Source organism: Conexibacter sp. DBS9H8, from assembly GCF_023330685.1.
GTDB lineage: Bacteria > Actinomycetota > Thermoleophilia > Solirubrobacterales > Solirubrobacteraceae > Palsa-465.
The window spans coordinates 2983773-3001720 of sequence record NZ_CP097128.1 but is presented as its reverse complement, the minus strand read 5'-3'; the positions used below and the strand labels follow the sequence as shown (position 1 = coordinate 3001720).

Here is a 17948-nt window from a genome sequence, read left to right as displayed (position 1 = left end):
GCGGCCAGGCTCGGCCGTCGGGGTCTCGGGACGACCGGCTGCGCGCCCGCTCAGCCGCAGGCGATGTAGCGACGGCGAAGCACGACGCGCCGGCCGTCACTGGCCCGGGTGCGGATGACGATCTCATAGCTGCCCCGGGCGGGAAGGTGCGACAGGGTGACCCGGCGCAGATCATGCCCGTGGCGCCGCAGCCACAGGCGGCGGCCGACGTAGACCGAGACGGCGACCGTCCGCGCACCTGGAGGAGCCGGGAGGTCGATGCGCAGGGAACGGATCCGCGTGCAACCGGCGGGGTGGCGCACCCGGGCCCGCGCGGGGCTGCCACACCCGCGGGCGAACACGTAGCAGGGCAGCGGCGGCTCCCGGTAGACCGTCTGGGCCGGCGAGGTCTCCGTCTGAAACGCCGCTTGGGCGGCGACCGGCGCGAAGGTGAGCGGATCGACGCCGGGCATCAGCTTCTCGTTACAGACGCTCTTGGGGATCTCTGCGGGCACCGCCGGTCCGGGGTGTGAGAGCGCGTTGATCGCCAGCGCGTAGGCGACCGGGTCATAGGTCCCCAACCCGAGGTGCTCGACCACGTCGGCGGGACAGATGTCCTGCACGGAGACGTTGGTGATCTCCCCGCCACCGCCGAACAGGTCCGTCGCGCTGTCACCGTTCTCCTGGTTGGGGTGGACCTCCTCATCGTCGCGGGAGAACACCTCCGTGTAGGAGATTCCCGGGAAGGTCTCGGCACCGCTGTTGAGCGCGCGGATGAACATCGACCCGGCCGCCTGCTGGGTGGTCGAGGGTTGGCAGCCGCGCGGACAGTTCGGGCTCGCCACCGTCGTCCCCTGGTTCGGGGGGGCAAAGCCGATCTGGTCGTCGACCATGTGCCGTGTGTCCGGCCAGAACCGCAACGCCCAGCGGGGGATCATGCCCCCCTGGCTGTGCCCGATGATGGAGATCCGCCGCCCCGCCCACGCGTACATGCTGCGGATCGCGTAGACCATGTACTCGCCGTCGACGGTGATGTTTTCGTTGCCGTCGGCGGGGAAGGTGATCGCACACCAGGGGATGCCGAGGTTCGTCAGCGCCGGCTCGTAGTTCCAGCCGAAGTTGCTCGCCGCCGTCGCCCCGGTTCCTGGGACGAGCAGGACCGGGGTGACGGGTGCGGCCACGACCTGTCCGCTGCACTGCAGCGCGTCGGCCATCGCCGCCACGGGGGGCGACAGGGGCGGACCGGGGCGGTTGAGCGGGGCGAAGGGGCCGAGCGGCTCGGGAGCGTAGGACCCCGCCCAGGCCGGCGGCGCGCACCCAAGAGTCAACCCCGACACGAGCAGCGCCCAGCCGGCAAGCCATCTCCGTCCCCGCCTCACCATGCGACCATGTCAGAACTTGCACCGGACGGCAACGGTGTGACACGTTCCGAAGATGAGATGGCGTGCGTTCCCGTGGGTGGTGGTCCTCGCCTGTGTGCTGGTGATGGCCGGGCGATCGTCGGCGCGGGCGGCGGGCTTTCCGATCTACTCCGGATTCCACTCGGTCCTCGCCTTCGGTGAGGGGGTGGGAACGACCCCCGCGGCGCTCGCCGCCTTTGAGGCCAACGGCACCGCGCCTGCGGCGGACCTCAACGAGGTCGGCCTCTATGAGGGGATCGAGCAAGCCTGGCCGGGCTTCACCGCCGCCGACCTCAACACGTACTACCGCAACTCCGACTTCGTCCCCGAGCCGAGCCAGAGCGTGCTCAGCGGCGGCCTGGGCGGCCTGAGCGGCGACCTCTCCGGTAACCCACCGGCGGTCGAGTCGCCTGAGCCGGGGGCGACCGTCGTCCGCCAGGCGCCGTATGGGGTGCCGGTCATCTACGGCCAGACACGGGCCGAGGCGATGTACGCGGCCGGGTACGTCACCGCGCAGGACCGGCTCTTCCTCATGGACGTGCTGCGTCACACCGCGGAGGGAACGACCGCGGAGCTGCTCGGCGCCGGGGCGGTGCCCAACGACAGCGCCGCGCTCGGGGTCCAGGACGCCACCAGCCAGCAGCTCACCGCCGAGATGGAGTCCCTCCCCCGCACCGAGGGTGCCCAGGGGGCCCAGGCCCTCGACGATATCGAGCAGTACGTCGCCGGGATCAACGCCTACATCAACGAAACGAAGCTCGATCCGGCCCTGCTGCCGGCCGAGTACGCCGCCCTCGGGATCACTCCGCAGCCGTGGACGCTGGCGGACTCCGCGGCAGTCGGCATCTACCTGATCGGCCAGGACCTCGTCCTCAGCGACAACCAGGCCCAACAGTCGGAGGCGCTCACCCTGGCCCGACGGCGCTTCGGGGTGCGGGCCGGGGACCGCGTCTATCACGATCTCCGCCAGGCGGCCAACCCGGGGGGAGTCGTCACCCTCGCCCGGAGCTTTGACGGTCAGCGCCTGGGGAGGACCAACCCCGCCTCCGAGGCGATGATCGACCCGGGCTCTCTGGCCCTGCGCGACGCCCAGACCGGCCTGCCCGTCCGTTCGGCCAACTCGATGACCGCCCTGGCCCGGGAACGCCGGGCGCTCGCCCGTCTGCCCGGGTGGGCCCAGGCGCTGATCGAACATCCGCTGCACATCGCTCAGGGAGAGTCCAACGCGGTGCTCGTGGACGCGAAGGCGAGCCGCACCGGTCAGGCGATGATGGTCGGCGGCCCCCAGGTCGACTACTACACCCCCGAGGTCTTCCTCGAGTACGAGATGCACGCCCCGGGGATCGACGTGAGCGGCATCGCCTTTCCCGGCGCGGCCCCCTATCCGCTGATCGGACACGGGATCGACTATGCCTGGACGGGCACCTCGGCGTACTCGAGCAACCAGGACATGTTCGCCGAGCGGCTGTGCAACCCCGACGGGTCGGCGCCTTCGTACGCCTCCACCCACTACGTGTACAAGGGACGGTGCGTCCCCTTCACGCTCGGGACGGTGACCGAGACGACCCCGGTCGCTCCGACGAGCCCCGCGGCGCCCCAGACGATCGTGCTCCACACCGAGAACTCGGTGCACGGGCCGATCACCTACTTCGCCACCGTGCACGGCCGCCCGGTCGCCCTGGCGACCGCCAACGCGACGCGCGGACATGAGGTGCAGAGCTACATCGCCTTCATGCGCCTGGCCGAGAACGTCGTCACCTCCCCCCAGAGCTTCGCCGCGACGATGCGGTACGTGACCGGCGGGGAGAACTGGTGGTACGTCGATGACAAGAACATCGCGCTGCTGCAGTCCGGCTGGTATCCCGTGCGGGCCGCCCACACCAACCCCGACTTCCCGATCTGGGGCACCGGCCGTTGGGACTGGAAGGGCTTCCGGCCGGCGACCAACGGATATGACCGCCTGCCCGCCCGGGACAATCCGACCGCCATCGACCCCCGGGACGGCTACCTGGTCAACTGGAACAACCAGATCGCGCACGGCTGGCCGATCGCCGCCGGCTACTGGACCCAGGGTCCCGTCGTGCGCGACACGATCCTGCTCGACGACCTCAAGGCGACCCTGCGCAGCGGCCCGACCGACCTCGCCAAGCTCACCGGCATGGTCACCGCCCCGGCGGCCACCGCCGACCTCCGGGGAGTCGGGGACTGGCCGCTGCTCGCCCGGGTGATCGGACGGCCGAAGAACCCGACGCTGCGAGAGCTGGTCGGGTTGCTCGCCGCCTGGTCGCGCGCCGGGTCCCAGCGACGCAGCCTCACCTACCGAGGGAACGTCCAGTACGGACCCGCGGTGCTGTTGATGGACACCTGGTGGCCGCTGCTTGTCCGCGGCGAGTTCGGGCCGGTGCTCGGAACCCCGCTGCTGAACTTCATCAACGCCAACCTCGAGCAGATCGCCCCCAACGGCCTGTACGACGGGACGAGCGACGCGTTCGGGCAGGGGTGGGAGAACGACGTCGCAGAGGACCTCGCCGGGGTGCTCAGGCTCCACCGCCCCGACCGCTTCTCCCGCCGCTACTGCGGGCGGGGCTCCCTCGCCCGCTGCCGCGGGATGCTCGACGCGACGCTGCTGCGCGCCTACCGTCAACTGGCCGCCAAGGACGGCCCGGACCCCGCCAACTGGGTGATGCCGACGGTCTGTCCGATCACCCATCCGGCCACCTGCACACAGGTCGTCCCGACGAGCGTCGGCGCGGTGTCGATCCCGCCCCAGCCCTTCGATAACCGGGGAACCTTCTACCAGGCGGTGGCGATCGTCGGCCACCGCCCCTGAGCGGGTCGGCTCCGGCCGGGCGCGTTCCGCGGAACACCCTCGACCTGGGCTTGAGGGTCCCGTGCGCTCAGGCGCTGCGGACCGGCGCCGGGGAGGCCGGGTTCGGCGCCGGGGAAGGCTGCGCGGCGGTTGCGGCCGCCGCGATACGCGCCCGCTGGAGATCGACGGTCCAGTGCGGATCCTCCGCCGAGGCCATCCCGGCGGCGAAGATGCCAAAGCGGGTCAGGGCCGAGGCGGACATGAGGGCACCGCCGGCGAGCGCGGCGGCGACCCGACTGCGGCGTCCGAGCAGGGCGGCCCCGATCACGCCGGCGACCGACAGTCGCTCGGCGGCGCGCAGGCGCCGGCCCGCCGGGCCGGTGTCCAGCGTCTCGGCCAGCGGGCCGAGACGCTGCCGGAGCGTGCGCATCGCCGCGAGCTCGCCGACGGCCCCGAGGACGGCCATCGTCCGCGCCGGTCCGTTCTCGGCACGGGCGGCGGCGAGCAGCCCGAACCCGCCGGCGGCCGACGCGGCGGAACCGGCGAACAGGAAGGGAAGCTCCCGGTGGGCCTCATGCCAGGTGGGGACCGCCGTGTCGGCGACGAGGACGGCGGTGTAGGTGGCGACCGCCGACCCGAGGAGTCCCGCCCCGGCTCCGGCGACGGCGCCCGCCCGGGGGGCCCGGCCCGTCAGCGTGCTCGCCGACGCGGCGAAGTTGAGCGGCGCATAGGCGGAGAGGATCCAGGTGCCGACGCTCATCGGTGACGTCGGTTTGAACACGCGCAGCATGTTGAGGAACCGCTCGGGGCGCCCGAGGTCCTTGATCAGCGCGACGAACGACACGGAGATCGCCGCGCTCGCACACAGCCGGGCCGGCCGCACGAGGCCCGCGGCACCGCCGGCGTCCGCGGCGGCAGCGAGGATCGACGAGGCCCCGGCGAGCCCGCCGGTGAACAGGTAGCCGGCGATCTCCCGCTCCTCCCACACCGGGGGGTTGAGCACCGGCCGACCGTAGTAGGACCGGTCACCCTGGCCCTGGTCCTGACGACCGGTCTGGCCGACGCCGTGGGATCCCTGAGGCTCGCTCACCGGCGCGCTCCCGCGGCGGAGAGCAGGCCGATCAGCAGCAGCCCGGCCGCCGCGAGCGCACTGTGGCGCCACATCGCGGGCAGGTCGGCGGTCGTGACGACCGGAGCGGGCGGAAGCCCGTAGACCTCGGGTTCGTCCAGCAGCAGGAAGAACGCCCCGTCCCCGCCGACGCCGTCGGACGGGTCGTGACCGTAGAGACGGGCCTCGGTCACCCCGTCGGCGTGCAGGCGCTCGACCCGCAGGGTCGCGCGCTCACGGAGGTCGTCGAGGACCCCGAACTGGATCGAGTCCGTCGGGCACGCCTTCGCGCACGCCGGCTCCTGCCCGACCTGCAGGCGGTCATAGCAGAGGGTGCACTTGAACACGCGGCCGTCATCGGGCCGCTTGTCGATGACGCCGTAGGGGCAGGCGGGAACGCAGTAGCCACAGCCGTTGCAGACGTCGGCCTGCACGACGACGGTGCCGAACTCGCTGCGGAAGATCGCCCCGGTCGGACAGACGTCGAGGCAGGCGGCGTGCGTGCAGTGCTTGCAGACATCAGAGGCCATCAGCCAGCGGAACGCCTGATCGGTGTCGCCGTCGGAAGCTCCCGTGCGCTGGAGGTTCGGCTGATGGTGACCGACGGTGGCGCGCTGCTCGATGAAGGCGACGTGGCGCCAGGTATCGGCGCTCAGGCCCTGGGAGTTGTCGTGTGAGTGACCGGTCCAGACGAGACCGTCCTCAGGCACCCCGTTCCACTCCTTGCAGGCGACCTCACAGGCCTTGCAGCCGATGCACACGGACGTGTCGGTGAAGAACCCCATCCGGGGAATCTCCGTGGCGTCGGGAACGCTCACCGGGCCATCCCCGTCGTTTCCGTGATTCCGGCGCGGGTGCGGTACTCCTGCACAAGCGCGAGGCGGGCGGGGCCCCGGGGCCGGCGCCCGGGCTGGATGTCGACGGTCAGGGCCTTGACCTCCTGGATGTGGGAACTCGGATCCAGCGCCATCGAGGACAGTTCGTTCATCGAGTCCCCGCGGGCATACCCGTTCGGCCCCCAGTGGTAGGGAAGGCCGATGGTGTGCACGATCCGGTCACCCAACCGCAGCGGGGTCATCCGGTCAGTCACCATCACCCGTGCCTCGATCACCCCGCGGGCGGAGACGAGCGTCGCCCAGCCGCCGTGCTCGAGGCCCCGCTCGCCAGCGAGTTCGGGGGACACCTCACAGAAGAACTCGGGCTGCAGTTCGGCGAGATAGGGGGTCCACCGACTCATCCCACCGGCGGTGAAGTGCTCGGTCAGCCGGTAGGTGGTGACCGCGAAGGGGAACACCTCACTGCCCGGGGTGCCCGGATCGGGGTGATAACGGTTGTTCGGGTGGGGGTACAGCTGGCGGGCAGGATTGCGCTGGCGGCGGTGCAACCGGTTGGGCAGCGGCGAATCCTGGGGCTCGTAGTGCACCGGAAGCGGGCCGTCGCCGACGCCGGCGGGGGCGTACAGCCAGCCGCGACCGTCGGCCTGCATGATGAACGGGTCAGTTCCCGCGATCGCCGCCGGACCCGTCGCCCCCTCCGGCGGCCGGTAGCTCGGGGGTTTGTCGGCCTCGAAGTCCGGCGTGTCGTGCCCGACCCAGCGGCCCTCCGCGGCGTCCCACCACACGAGCGCCTTGCGCTCTGACCACGGACGTCCCTCCGGGTCGGCGGACGCGCGGTTGTAGAGGATCCGGCGGTTCGCCGGCCACGCCCACGCCCACTGGGAACCCGTCCAGTTCTGCTCCGAGCCGGGGGTCCGGCGAGCCGTCTGGTTGACCCCGTCGGCGTAGGCGCCGCAGTAGATCCAGCACCCGCTCGCCGTCGATCCGTCCGCGGCCAGTTCCGTGTAGGAGGACAGCATCTCCCCGTCGGCGTTCCAGCCGTTGATCTCCGCGAGCACCGCCTCGGCGCTCGGCTCATTTGTCCCGCTCGCCAGCGGGTAGTCCCAGGTGAGATCGAGCAGCGGACGGTCAGCCGCATCGGCGGAGCCGGCGAGCCGCTCACGCAGGCGGCGCCCGAGGTGGTAGATGAACCACAGGTCGCTGCGCCGGTCGGCGGCGGGGTCGATCGCCTTCTCATGCCACTGGACCATCCGTTGGGTGTTGGTGAAGGTCCCCTCCTTCTCGGTGTGCGCGGCCGCGGGAAAGAAGAACACCTCGGTCTCGATGTCCTCGGTGCGCATCTCCCCGCTGGCGATCTCGGGGCCATCCTTCCACCAGGTCGCCGACTCGATCAGGGAGAAGTCCCGGACGACGAGCCACTTGCAGTTGGCCATCCCGAACCGCTGCATCCGCGAGTTCGCCGACCCGACCGCCGGGTTCTGGCCCAACAGCAGGTACCCCTCGATGCGGCCCGCGAGCTGCTCCATCACCGTGTCGTAGGTACTGTGGCTGCCGGTGAGGCGGGGGAGATAGTCAAAGCAGAAGTCGTTCTCCGCCGTCGCGGTCGCCCCGTACCACGCCTTCAGCAGGCTCACCATGTATGCCCGCATGTTCCCCCAAAATCCACGCTTGGCCGCGTCACCGGAAACGAACGCGTCGAGGTCCCCGTGGGCGTGGGCGTGGGGCATCGGGATGTACCCCGGCAGGGTGTCGAACAGGGTCGGGATGTCACTCGAACCCTGGATCGACGCGTGGCCGCGCATCGCCATCACCCCGCCGCCGGGGCGGCCCATGTTGCCGAGCAGCAGCTGCAGGATCGAGGCGGCTCGGATGTACTGGGAGCCGATCGTATGCTGGGTCCAGCCGACCCCGTGCACGAACGCGGCGGTGCGCTCCCGGCCCGAGTTCTCGACGAACAGTCGGCACACCGTAAGGAACAGGTCCTGGGGGATTCCGCAGGTCCGCTCGACCATCTCGGGCGTGTACTCGGCGTAGTGGCGCTTGAGGATCTGCCAGACACAGCGCGGGTGGGTGAGGGTGAGGTCGAGTGTCGGATCGCCCCGGCCGCCCTCCGAGGCGTTGGCTGACCGTTCGCTGTCCAGCGGGGCGAGGTTGCCCTCCTGATCGCGTTGGCCGGAGGCCGCCGCGACGAACGCGCCCTCGTACTGCCAGCTCGAGGGGTCATAGGCGCCCGTTTCGGGGTCGAAGCCGGAGAACACGCCGTCGGCCCCCACGTCCTGGAACTCCTCCCCGACGATCGTCGGCGCGTTCGTGTACGCGAGGACGTACTCGCGAAAGTCGAGCTCGTTCGCGATGACGTAGTTGATGATCCCGCCGAGGAAGGCGATGTCGGAACCGGCGCGGATCGGCACGAACACGTCCGCGAGGGCGCTCGTGCGACTGTAGTGCGGGTCGACGTGGACGACCGTCGCCCCCCGGGCCTTGGCCTCCATCACCCACTGGAAGGCGACCGGATGGGCTTCGGCCATGTTCGAGCCTTCGAGCACGATCAGATCCGAGTGCTGGAGGTCCGCCGGGAGCGTGCTGGAGGCGCCACGCCCGAAGGACGTGCCGAGACCGACGACCGTCGAGCTGTGACAGACCCGGGCCTGGTTCTCGACCTGGATCACCCCGAGGGCGGTCAGCAGCTTCTTGATCAGGTAGTTCTCCTCATTGTCGAGGGTCGCCCCGCCGAGCGCGGCGATGCTCATGCACCGCCGCGTGCGGACCGAGTCGACCTCCCACTCCCAGCCCCGACGCCGGGAGTCGACGATCCGGTCGGCGACCATGTCCATCGCGGTCTCGAGGTCGAGGCGCTCCCAGTCCGAGCCGTAGGGCCGGCGGTAGAGGACATACTGCTCACGCGCGGAGCCGGTCGTCAGCTGGAGGGTCGCCGACCCCTTGGGACAGAGCCGGCCCCGGCTGTGCGGGGCGTCCGGATCCCCCTCGACCTGGACGACACGACCGTCCTTGACGAACACGTTCTGGGCACAGCCGACCGCACAGTAGGGGCAGACGGATTTGACGACCCGGTCCGCCTCGACCGTCCGGGCCCGAATCGCGTCCGTACCCGCTGAGCGGACGGCGGCTCCGCGCCCGCTCGGGTCCTCACCGCGGAGTTGGCGCAGCAGCGGCCAGCTCGTGATCAGGCGACGCTCAGGCATGCGGCGAGGTGAGCTCCCGGGCGGCCCGGGCGGCGACCCACTCGAGGATCTCGGAGTGCCGCTCAGGCACTGAGGCCCCGGCACCGATCAGCTCCTGCGGACTGAGCTCCCGCGGGCTGGCTGACGGGGTGGGCGATCTGCACAGGCCCTCCGTCGTTCCGGAGGTGCCGTCATCGACGGGGCGGCCCGTGGCGAGCAGGAAGGCGAGTCCCGGGGAGATCCCGAGCCGGTCAGCGACCGACGGATAGGACAGGCCCTCCTCAAGCAGAACGCGGATACGGTCGGGCAGGGACATCTCCAGACGCCATCTTGCCCGGGCGGTCCGGTCCCCACACCGCGAGTGTTCGCATGCGAACCTTCACGTCCATGGTCAGCCACACGAGCATGAGGGTGCGACCGATGTGCACGTGAGCGGACCGACCGATTCGCAGGTGAGCGATCGGGGTACTGGAAGAAGCGCATGGACGGGGTCGCCCTCACCTTCGACGACGGCCCCGACGCCCACTGGACGCGGGCGCTTCTGGACGTGCTCGCCGCTCTGAAGGTCACCGGGACGTTCTTTGTGATCGCGCCTCGGGCCGCCGCCCATCCTGGGCTGCTCGCGCGGATGGCCGCCGACGGGCATACGGTCGGACTGCACTGTGACGAGCATGTCCGCCACCGCGAGCGTGACGCGGACTGGCTGCGGCGCGACACCGCGACGGCACTCGGACGGCTCAAGGCGATCGGAGTCCGACCGAAACTCTGGCGAACTCCCTGGGGAGAGACGGCACCGTGGACGGAGCCGGTCGCCGTCGAACACGGGCTCGAGATCGTTGGCTGGACCGTCGATTCCCACGACTGGCGGGGCGACAGCGCCGAGAGGATGTTCGCGGCGACCCGTGACGAGATCACCGCCGGGGCGGTCGTGCTCGCCCACGACGGGATCGGGCCGGGGGCGCGGCGGGAGGGCGCGGGGGAGACGCTTCGGTACGTCGCCTCGGTGGCGACCCACGCCAGGGCCCGCGGGCTCACCCTCGAGGCGCTCACGTGAGCATGGTGGCCCCGTCCACCGTTCTCGACGAGGGGAAGCTCGGTGCCGCACTCGAGGCGATCGCCGCCTCAGCGGCGGAGCGCGACCGCGCGTGTGACCCGCCGTTTCCGGAAGCTGCGATCGCGCATCTGCGGGACGCCGGTGCCCTTGAGGTGAACGCGACGCCGGGACCCGAGCGGCCGCCGGCGTCTGGGGAACTCGCACTCGTGCGTGCCGTCGCGGCGGCGGACGGCTCGGTCGGCCGGATCTTCGACGGCCATCTCAACGCAGTCGAGCGCCTGGCCGTTCAGGCCCCCGCGGATGTGCGCGAGCGAGAACTTGCGGCCGTTCACCGCGGGGACCTCCTCGCCGGGGTCTGGGGCGGAAACCCCCGTCCCGGGGAGGGCCCTCCCGCGACCGTCGGTCCGGACGGGACGCTGTCGGGCGTCAAGACATTCTGCTCGGGGGCTGGCGGTCTGCAGCGCGCGCTCGTACTCGCGCGCGACCCCGCCTGCACGGAGCCGGTCGCCGTCTGGATCGACGTCACCGACGCGCACGCAGTGAGGGTTGATCGGCGCTGGTACCGGTCCGCGGGACTGCGGGCGTCGGCCTCGCACCGAGTCGTCTTCGACGATGCGCCGATCATCGCCCGCTTTGGCGGGCCGGGATCGCTGGCGCAGTTTCCGTGGCTGAGTCGAGATGCGCTCCGCACCGCCGCGAGTTGGGCGGGAATGGCCGATCGCGCCTGTCGCAGCGCCCTCGGCGAACTGGCCGCCCGCCCGGTCAGCGGCCCGCTCGAGGACCTTGCGGCGGGGCGGATGGCCACCGCATCGCAGACCATCACCGCCTGGCTCGAGCGCGCCGCGGCGGCGATGGACGCGGTCGCTCTCGACCTGCCCCACCTTGCCGTGCACGCGCGCGTGGCGATCGCCGACGGCTGCCGAACGATCCTGTCCGAGGCCGCTCGCGCGTGCGGGTCACATCCGTTTGCGACGGGAACCGATCTTGACCGCGCCCGTCGGGACCTCGATCTGTTCCTGCTCCAACATCGACTCGACGCGAGTGTCGCCGAGGTGGGCGCCGAGCTGCTCAGCGACTTGCGGAGGCCCGCGTGACCGCCGATGACTTCGAGCGCCGCTACCGCTCAAACCCCGATCCGTGGGCCTATGCGGACAGTGACTATGAGCGGACCAAGTACGACGCGACGCTGAGCGCCTGCGGACGTGGTCCGTTCACCGCCGCACTCGAACTCGGCGGGTCGGTGGGCGTGTTCAGCGCCCGGTTGGCCGAACGCTGCCAGGCCCTCACCACGGTCGACTTCGCGCCGACGGCGGTTCGCAACGCGCGCCGGCGCCTGCGCGCCCATCCGCAGGTCGACGTGCGCCTTGGCGCGATACCCGACGCGATTCCGGACGGACCGTACGAGCTCGTCGTCGCCTCCGAAGTCCTGTACTACCTCGATTCGCGCGCGCTCGAGGAGACGCTGCGGAGGATCGACGAGGTGATGATCGCGCGCCTGGTCCTCGTGCACTGGCGGCCGCCAGGGACCGAGCGGCCACTCACCGCCGCGTACGTCCATGCGCGGGCGCGGGCTCTCCCCGGGCTGGCGACCACCGCGGACCGGTCCACCGCCGACTATCTGTTGCACGTGCTGGAGCGCCGATGACTCGCGCCCCGGACGCGCCGCTCAGCGTGGTTGTCATCCCGGCCCGTGATGAGGAGGCCACGATCGGTGACTGCCTCGCGGCCCTGGCGGTCCAGACGATCGCGCCGACTCAGTTCGAGGTGATCCTCGTGGCCGACGGCTGCGTCGATCGCACCGTCGAGTTCGCGACCGCAGGCGCGGCGCGGCTCGGACTGCGCCTCACCGTGCTGCAAGGACCGGGCGCGGGCACGGGACCGGCCCGCCGCCTCGGGATGGAGGCCGCCGCGGAGCGGCTGGAGGCCGCGGGAGCGCACCGCGGCCTGATCGCCACCACCGACGCGGACTCGGTGCCGTCCCGTGAGTGGCTCGCACACCAACTCGCGCACCTCGCCAACGGCGCCGAGGTGATCGCCGGACGGATCGAACTCGACCACGAAAGCTCCGCGGGGCTGCCGGCCGGCGTCCTGCGACGGCGGGAGCACGATGCGCGGCGTCGGATGCGGGAGGTCGCCCGGATCGATCCTGACGCTGGGCACCACCACTTCGCCGGGGCGTCCCTCGGGGTCAGCGTCGAGGCCTACCGGCGGGTCGGCGGCCTCGCGATGACGCCCGCGCTCGAGGATGAGGCGTTCGCCGAGCAGGTGCGCGCCAACGGAATCCCGATCCTCCGTGCGGCCGATGTACGTGTGCAGACGGCCGCACGCACCGACGGCCGCGCCAGGCGCGGCCTCTCGGTCGACCTCGCGGTCTCCGCCTGGCGTGAACGCCGCCGGTTCGTCGCGGCGGACTTTGACCTTCGGTCGCTCACGGCGAGGTGGGCGGCCGCCGGCAGTCCCGCCATCACCGTGATCGTTCCGGCCAAGGAGTGCGCTGCCACCGTCGGCTCCGTCCTTGAGACGACGGTCCGACCTGTCCGGGAGGCCGGCCTCATCGACGACGTCGTCGTCGTCGACGCCGCCTCGGGGGACGGCACCGCCGCCATCGCGGAGGCGAGCGGTGCCCGGGTGCTCCAGCAGGACGAACTGTGTCCGGACCTCGGTCCCGCACACGGCAAGGGCGATGCGATGTGGCGCGCCCTCCAGGTCACGGCCGGGGAGATCGTCTGCTTCCTGGACGCGGACACCTCTGACCCGGACCCCGGTCATCTGCTCGGGTTGATCGGCCCGTTGCTCCAGGCGCCGGAGCTCATGCTCGTCAAAGGTGCCTTCGACCGACCCTTCCGCACGGGGACGGTCACCCTGGCTGGGGAGGGAGGGCGGGTGACCGAGCTGATGGCCCGCCCGCTGCTCAACCTGCATTTCCCGCTGCTCGCCGGGTTCGTGCAGCCGCTCGCCGGGGAGTTCGCGGGGCGGCGCCACCTGCTGGAGGAGCTTCCGTTCCCCGTCGGCTACGGGGTTGAGATCGCGCTTCTGATCGACAGTCTTGAGCGGTGCGGGCTCGACGCGCTCGCCGAAAGCCATCTGGGCACCCGACAGAACCGCCATCAACCGCTGCGATCCCTGGGAGAGATGGCGTTTGCCGTTCTCGCGGCTGTCGAGCAGCGGCTCGACGGCCCGCGCAGTGTGACGGGCGGACAGTTTCTTCGCCCCTGGGAGGACGGGGCGGTGGTTCGGGTGTCCGTGCTCGAACGTCCGCCTGCGCGGACCCGCGCGAGCGGCCGGGTCGCACAGGGCATCAGTGCGTGATGACTTCGGGGTGGCGTCGGCTGCGGCACCGCTGAAGCAGACGGTGAGGATCACGCCGCCGTCAAGCGTGTTCGTGGCTGCCGCCCAACCGCCGTGGGCCTCGGTGGCCGTGGTCTGTGACGCCGCCACCCTCGCGCTCAGCCACCCAGCGGGCGGCGGTCAGGTGGGCGGCCACGATCAGCGGGGTCAGAGCTGCTCGCGGGTCCCCGCCTCGTGGGCGACGTCGGCGTTCTGGACGGCAAGGCCGGCCTCCATTGCCTCTAATCCGCGGTTGCGGCGCAGCAGCGGCAGCACGGTGTGGCGGCGCGCGTTCTCGAGCTCGAGAGCGAGGGCGGCGTAGGCGGCCGACAGGGCAACGGCGAGGCCGACGATCGCCCCGGCGTCCTCGACCCCGACACCGAGACCGAGCTCGTAGAGCCCGGTGAGCAGGAAGCGCACCGCGACGGCGAACAGGACGAGCGCGGGAACGAGCTTGGCGCCCGCGGCACCGCCGGCGGCGAGGGCGACCCACACGGCGGCGGCGAGCAGCAGCACGCCGAGCGGCGGACTGAGCCGGCCGGGCGGGGAGAGCAGCAGCGATACGCCGATCACGAGCCAGGCCCCCGCCTGGATCCCGAAGCTCGTCGCCGCCGCCGTGTCCCGACCAAGGAAGCCGAAGATCGAGGCGAGGAACTGCAGGGGAAAGCAGAACGCGATCAGCGCGACCGCGACGGTGGGCGTGTCCCGGTTGGCGAACCAGCCCAGCTCGAGGCCCGAGGCGAGCAGGCTTGCGGTCGCGAGGGCACCGAGGCCGACCGGGAACGGCGTCGCGATCGGCCGCAGCATCACCCGAGTTTGGGCACCCGCCTCCGTCGCGGACGGGGGCGCGGGTGCTGAGGCGGTGTCTGCCGCGCCGGCCACCGATTCAGGCGACCGCACGGTCGTCGAGGCGGCGCAGCTCCCCGCCCCGGATCCGGGTGCCGGGGCCGGCGGGGGCCTCGCCGCAGAGGACGAGACGGCCGTCACTGAGCCGCTCCACGATCCCGAGGCGGCGCAGTCGGCTGAGCGCGAGGGTGACCGACGGCCGCTGGGCGCCGACGACCTCGCCGAGGACCTCGTGGGTGAGCCGGAAGGGGAGCAGCACCCCGTCTGGGGTGACGTTGCCCCAGCGGCTGGCGAGGTGCCACAGGCTGACGAGAACCCGTTCGTCGACCCGGGTGAGGTTGCTCACCGCACGCAGATAGGTGCCGGTCCGGACGCGGTGCAGCAGGCGGCCCGAGAAGGCGAGCAGCAGCTCGTGACGGCGGCCGATGATCCGCGTCACCGACTGATCGAGGATGGCGACCCGGACCGGGGTCAGGCTCCGCCAGTCGACTTCGGGAGGCACGCTCTGGAGCGAATCGAACGGGTCCCAGGGACGGAGGATGTCGCCCGGTCCGAGCAGCTCGGTCGCGTGGGCCTGGCAGACGCGGAGGCGCCGCCCGAGCAGACCGCTGAGGACGAGCAGACCGAAGGCGCTGTCGGAGTCACACTCGGGCAGCGTCCGTGCGCCGCGGCCGACCTCGAACACCGGGGCGCGGAGCAGCTCCCGCGCCCGCGCGAACATCGCCGCGTCCAAGCCGGCGCCGAGGTCGGGGTCGATGTCGAGCAGGCGAACGGTGGCGCTCTGGCGCGGCTCCGGCGGGATCTCCGGACCCGGCTCGGGTGGGGCGATCGGCTCGGCCGGCTCGGCGGGCCCGGGCACCGTGCTCGGGACCGCAGGATCGGCGGGCGTACCGGGGTCGGGGACCAGCGGCGTGGACGGGCTGTCGGGAACCACCGGGGTCGGCGCCTCCGCGGGAGCGGGAACTTCGGCCGTCGCCGACGCCGGGCCGGGGGAGACAGACAGGGCGGACATGGCTCTCCCTTGCCCCCGGCGGGCCCTGGCCAAACCCCCCGGGCGGGCTCGGCGTCGCCCTCGGACCCGACCGTTCGCGTGCGAACACGTCGGGTTCGCCCGGCCAGAACGACGGGATATACACCGCCCAGCGATGCCCGTCCCGACCGCCATTGTCGACACTCGGCACGTCTATGACTGGGTGTTCGGCATCTACGTGCCGATCGGGATCGGCGTGTTCGGGTTCTTCACCGTCACGATCATCGTCGTGACGGTGCGCTTCCGGCGCCGGGACGGGCGCCGGCACCGGCTCGCGGGCCACAACGAAGCCAACCGGCTCGAGCTCGCCTACGCCGTCGTGCTGCTCTGCATCGCCGCGGTCCTGCTCGACGTGACCTTCCGCGCCGAGCATCTCGTCGACACCGCGTCGGCGCGGGAGCGCCCGGCCCTCACCGTCGACGTGATCGCGAGCCGGTGGGAGTGGACCTTCCGTTACGCCGGTCACGGGATCACCCACGTCAGCGGTGCCGTCGGTGATGCGCCACTCGTCGTTCCCGTCGACGAGCCCGTCCGCTTCAACCTCACCTCTCGAGACGTCATCCACGGATTCTGGATTCCCCAGCTCGCCTTCAAGCGGGACGCGATGCCCGGCACCGTGGAGCGGGTCACGCTCGACTTCGACCGCACCGGCAGCTTCAGCGGGGCCTGCAGCGAGTACTGCGGGATCTTCCACTCCGAGATGGTCTTCGGCGTGCGGGTGCTGCCCGACCGCCGCTTTGATCGTTGGCTCGCCCGACACGGGGCGGGGCCGGTATGAGGCTGATCAGCACCGACCACAAGACGATCGGGATCAACCTCGGCGTCCTCTCGCTGTTCTACTTCCTCCTCGGTGGCCTGTTCGCGCTGCTGATGCGCTCCCAGCTCGCCGAGCCGAACAACCAGCTGCTCAGCAACGGCACCTACGACGAGCTGTTCACGATGCACGGCTCGACGATGATCTTCCTGTTCGTGACGCCGATGGCGCTCGCGCTCGCGCTGTATCTGATCCCGTTGCAGATCGGGGCCCGCACGCTCAGTGCGCCGCGGGCGGCCCTGTGCGGGTTCTGGCTGTGGGTGTGTGGCGGCCTCGTGATGCAGTCGGGGTGGTTCACCGCGTCCGGGCCCGGGCAGGACGGCTGGACCTCCTACACGCCGCTGTCGACGGGCTCATACACCCCGGGGGTCGGCCAGGACCTGTGGGTGCTCGGGGTCCTCCTCGCGATCCTCGGGATGATCCTGATCGCGATCTGCATCGCGGTGACCGTCGCCCGCCGGCGGGCACCCGGGATGACGATGATGCGCCTACCCGTGTTCTCCTGGACGGCGCTCGTCTCCGTCCTGATGGTGATCGGCGCCTTCCCGATGATGGTGCTCGTGATGGCCCTGCTCTACGTCGACCGGCTCGGAGCCCACATCTTCACCGGCTTCGCCGGAGCGGTCGACTACGAGGACCTGTTCTGGTTCTTCGGCCACCCGGTCGTCTACGTGATGTTCTTCCCCTACCTCGGGGCGGCGGCGGAGGCGATCGCCGTCGGGGCGCACAAGCGGTGGTTCGGCTACACGGCGTTCGTCGCCTCGATGCTCGCCTTCTCCGTCTTGTCGATGAGCGTCTGGGGGCACCACATGTTCGTCACCGGCGGGGTCACCAACCAGTACTTCGCGTTCACCTCGACGCTGCTGCTCGTCCCGGCCGGAATCGAGTACTTCGACCTCGTCGGCACCCTCGTCGGCGGGTCGATCGTCCCGCGCTGCGCGTTCCTGTTCGGGATCACCTTCTTCATCCAGTTCCTCATCGGCGGGCTGTCGGGCATCTTCCTCGCCTCCCCGGTGCTCGACTACAACGCCTACGGCAGCTACATCGTCGTCGCCCACTTCCACTACACGCTGTTCGCCGGCAGCATCTTCGGCTTCTTCGCCGGGGTGTACCACTGGTTCCCGAAGCTGACCGGACGCCTGCTGCGTGAGGGGCTCGGCCGGGTCCACCTCGGCCTCCTGATCGTCGGTACCAACCTCACGTTCCTGCCGATGTTCTTCCTCGGCTCCGACGGGATGGCCCGGCGGATCGCCCGCTACCCGACCCACCCCGGGTGGGCGGGGCTCAACCAGCTCGAGACGGCCGGGGCCGGGCTGATCGCGCTCGCCGTCGCCGTGTTCCTCCTCAACGTCGTCGTCTCGCTGCGTCGTCCGCGGCTCGCCGGTCCGGATCCGTGGCTCGGGCACACGCTCGAGTGGGCGACGAGCTCGCCACCGCCGGCGCTCAACTTCACCGAGCCGCTGCCGCCGATCCGCAGTTACGCGCCGCTGCTCGACCTGCGGGAGGCCGCGGACGCCGCGGCGGCCGCTGACCCCTCCGACCCGGTGCCTGTGCCATGACCGG

Annotated in this window: 14 protein-coding genes; 7 read left to right on the top strand and 7 right to left on the bottom strand. The window is 71.3% G+C overall.

Annotated elements, in window-relative coordinates; translation table 11 throughout:
• Positions 1 to 50: 50 nt before the first annotated feature.
• Positions 51 to 1361, bottom strand: a complete 1311-nt coding sequence (locus M3M55_RS14305) for a hypothetical protein (protein ID WP_249010176.1) — start codon at positions 1359 to 1361, stop codon at positions 51 to 53.
• 52 nt (positions 1362 to 1413) lie between these two features.
• On the opposite strand from M3M55_RS14305, the gene M3M55_RS14300 reads away from it, so the two are divergent.
• Positions 1414 to 4209 (top strand): penicillin acylase family protein, encoded by a 2796-nt coding sequence (locus tag M3M55_RS14300; protein ID WP_249010175.1) that lies wholly within the window; start codon positions 1414 to 1416, stop codon positions 4207 to 4209.
• A 67-nt stretch (positions 4210 to 4276) separates the two neighbouring features.
• Here M3M55_RS14300 and nrfD read toward each other — a convergent pair whose 3' ends face one another.
• From nrfD to M3M55_RS14280, 4 genes are read right to left on the bottom strand one after another with little or no spacing between them, the layout of a single operon-like run.
• The gene (gene nrfD, locus M3M55_RS14295) at positions 4277 to 5278 is read right to left on the bottom strand and encodes an NrfD/PsrC family molybdoenzyme membrane anchor subunit (RefSeq protein WP_249010174.1); all 1002 of its coding nucleotides are present in this window, start codon (positions 5276 to 5278) and stop codon (positions 4277 to 4279) included.
• Positions 5275 to 6081 (bottom strand): 4Fe-4S dicluster domain-containing protein, encoded by an 807-nt coding sequence (locus M3M55_RS14290; protein WP_371878769.1) that lies wholly within the window; start codon positions 6079 to 6081, stop codon positions 5275 to 5277. The genes nrfD and M3M55_RS14290 overlap by 4 nt, the downstream gene beginning before the upstream one ends.
• 29 nt (positions 6082 to 6110) lie before the next feature.
• Positions 6111 to 9335 carry a formate dehydrogenase gene (gene fdh, locus M3M55_RS14285; RefSeq protein WP_249010172.1) on the bottom strand — a complete coding sequence of 1075 codons (3225 nt, stop codon included), beginning with the start codon at positions 9333 to 9335 and terminating at the stop codon, positions 6111 to 6113.
• Complete coding sequence (locus M3M55_RS14280) at positions 9328 to 9630, bottom strand: hypothetical protein (RefSeq protein ID WP_249010171.1); 303 nt, start codon at positions 9628 to 9630, stop codon at positions 9328 to 9330. Before M3M55_RS14280 ends, fdh begins: the two co-directional genes overlap by 8 nt.
• A gap of 165 nt (positions 9631 to 9795) precedes the next feature.
• Between M3M55_RS14280 and M3M55_RS14275 the strand changes: the two genes are divergently transcribed.
• The 4 genes from M3M55_RS14275 to M3M55_RS14260 are packed head-to-tail and all read left to right on the top strand — an operon-like array spanning position 9796 to position 13677.
• Positions 9796 to 10368, top strand: coding sequence for a polysaccharide deacetylase family protein (locus tag M3M55_RS14275; protein ID WP_249010170.1), 573 nt, complete (start codon positions 9796 to 9798; stop codon positions 10366 to 10368).
• A 2-nt stretch (positions 10369 to 10370) separates the two neighbouring features.
• On the top strand, positions 10371 to 11462 hold the full coding sequence (locus M3M55_RS14270; protein WP_249010169.1) for a hypothetical protein: 1092 nt from the start codon (positions 10371 to 10373) through the stop codon (positions 11460 to 11462).
• On the top strand, positions 11459 to 12013 hold the full coding sequence (locus M3M55_RS14265; RefSeq protein WP_249010168.1) for an SAM-dependent methyltransferase: 555 nt from the start codon (positions 11459 to 11461) through the stop codon (positions 12011 to 12013). The genes M3M55_RS14270 and M3M55_RS14265 overlap by 4 nt, the downstream gene beginning before the upstream one ends.
• Positions 12010 to 13677, top strand: coding sequence for a glucosyl-3-phosphoglycerate synthase (locus M3M55_RS14260; protein ID WP_249010167.1), 1668 nt, complete (start codon positions 12010 to 12012; stop codon positions 13675 to 13677). The genes M3M55_RS14265 and M3M55_RS14260 overlap by 4 nt, the downstream gene beginning before the upstream one ends.
• A 186-nt stretch (positions 13678 to 13863) precedes the next feature.
• Here M3M55_RS14260 and M3M55_RS14255 read toward each other — a convergent pair whose 3' ends face one another.
• Both M3M55_RS14255 and M3M55_RS14250 read right to left on the bottom strand, forming a co-directional pair.
• A complete protein-coding gene (locus M3M55_RS14255; protein ID WP_249010166.1) occupies positions 13864 to 14502 on the bottom strand; it encodes a GPR1/FUN34/YaaH family transporter in 639 nt (212 codons plus the stop codon).
• Positions 14503 to 14581: 79 nt separating this feature from the next.
• Positions 14582 to 15553 carry a Crp/Fnr family transcriptional regulator gene (locus M3M55_RS14250; RefSeq protein ID WP_249010165.1) on the bottom strand — a complete coding sequence of 324 codons (972 nt, stop codon included), beginning with the start codon at positions 15551 to 15553 and terminating at the stop codon, positions 14582 to 14584.
• 133 nt (positions 15554 to 15686) lie between these two features.
• Between M3M55_RS14250 and coxB the strand changes: the two genes are divergently transcribed.
• Both coxB and M3M55_RS14240 read left to right on the top strand, forming a co-directional pair.
• Positions 15687 to 16349, top strand: coding sequence for a cytochrome c oxidase subunit II (gene coxB, locus M3M55_RS14245; RefSeq protein ID WP_249010164.1), 663 nt, complete (start codon positions 15687 to 15689; stop codon positions 16347 to 16349).
• Positions 16346 to 17944, top strand: a complete 1599-nt coding sequence (locus tag M3M55_RS14240; protein ID WP_249010163.1) for a cbb3-type cytochrome c oxidase subunit I — start codon at positions 16346 to 16348, stop codon at positions 17942 to 17944. The genes coxB and M3M55_RS14240 overlap by 4 nt, the downstream gene beginning before the upstream one ends.
• Positions 17945 to 17948: the final 4 nt, after the last annotated feature.

Coding starts and splice junctions, on each gene's coding strand:
- M3M55_RS14280 (WP_249010171.1), bottom strand. CDS start 9,630: ATGTCCCTGCCCGACCGTATCCGCGTTCTGCTTGAGGAGGGCCTGTCC.
- M3M55_RS14260 (WP_249010167.1), top strand. CDS start 12,010: ATGACTCGCGCCCCGGACGCGCCGCTCAGCGTGGTTGTCATCCCGGCC.
- coxB (WP_249010164.1), top strand. CDS start 15,687: ATGCCCGTCCCGACCGCCATTGTCGACACTCGGCACGTCTATGACTGG.
- M3M55_RS14275 (WP_249010170.1), top strand. CDS start 9,796: ATGGACGGGGTCGCCCTCACCTTCGACGACGGCCCCGACGCCCACTGG.
- M3M55_RS14270 (WP_249010169.1), top strand. CDS start 10,371: ATGGTGGCCCCGTCCACCGTTCTCGACGAGGGGAAGCTCGGTGCCGCA.
- M3M55_RS14255 (WP_249010166.1), bottom strand. CDS start 14,502: ATGCTGCGGCCGATCGCGACGCCGTTCCCGGTCGGCCTCGGTGCCCTC.
- M3M55_RS14250 (WP_249010165.1), bottom strand. CDS start 15,553: ATGTCCGCCCTGTCTGTCTCCCCCGGCCCGGCGTCGGCGACGGCCGAA.
- M3M55_RS14300 (WP_249010175.1), top strand. CDS start 1,414: ATGAGATGGCGTGCGTTCCCGTGGGTGGTGGTCCTCGCCTGTGTGCTG.
- fdh (WP_249010172.1), bottom strand. CDS start 9,335: ATGCCTGAGCGTCGCCTGATCACGAGCTGGCCGCTGCTGCGCCAACTC.
- M3M55_RS14240 (WP_249010163.1), top strand. CDS start 16,346: ATGAGGCTGATCAGCACCGACCACAAGACGATCGGGATCAACCTCGGC.
- M3M55_RS14305 (WP_249010176.1), bottom strand. CDS start 1,361: ATGGTGAGGCGGGGACGGAGATGGCTTGCCGGCTGGGCGCTGCTCGTG.
- M3M55_RS14290 (WP_371878769.1), bottom strand. CDS start 6,081: ATGGGGTTCTTCACCGACACGTCCGTGTGCATCGGCTGCAAGGCCTGT.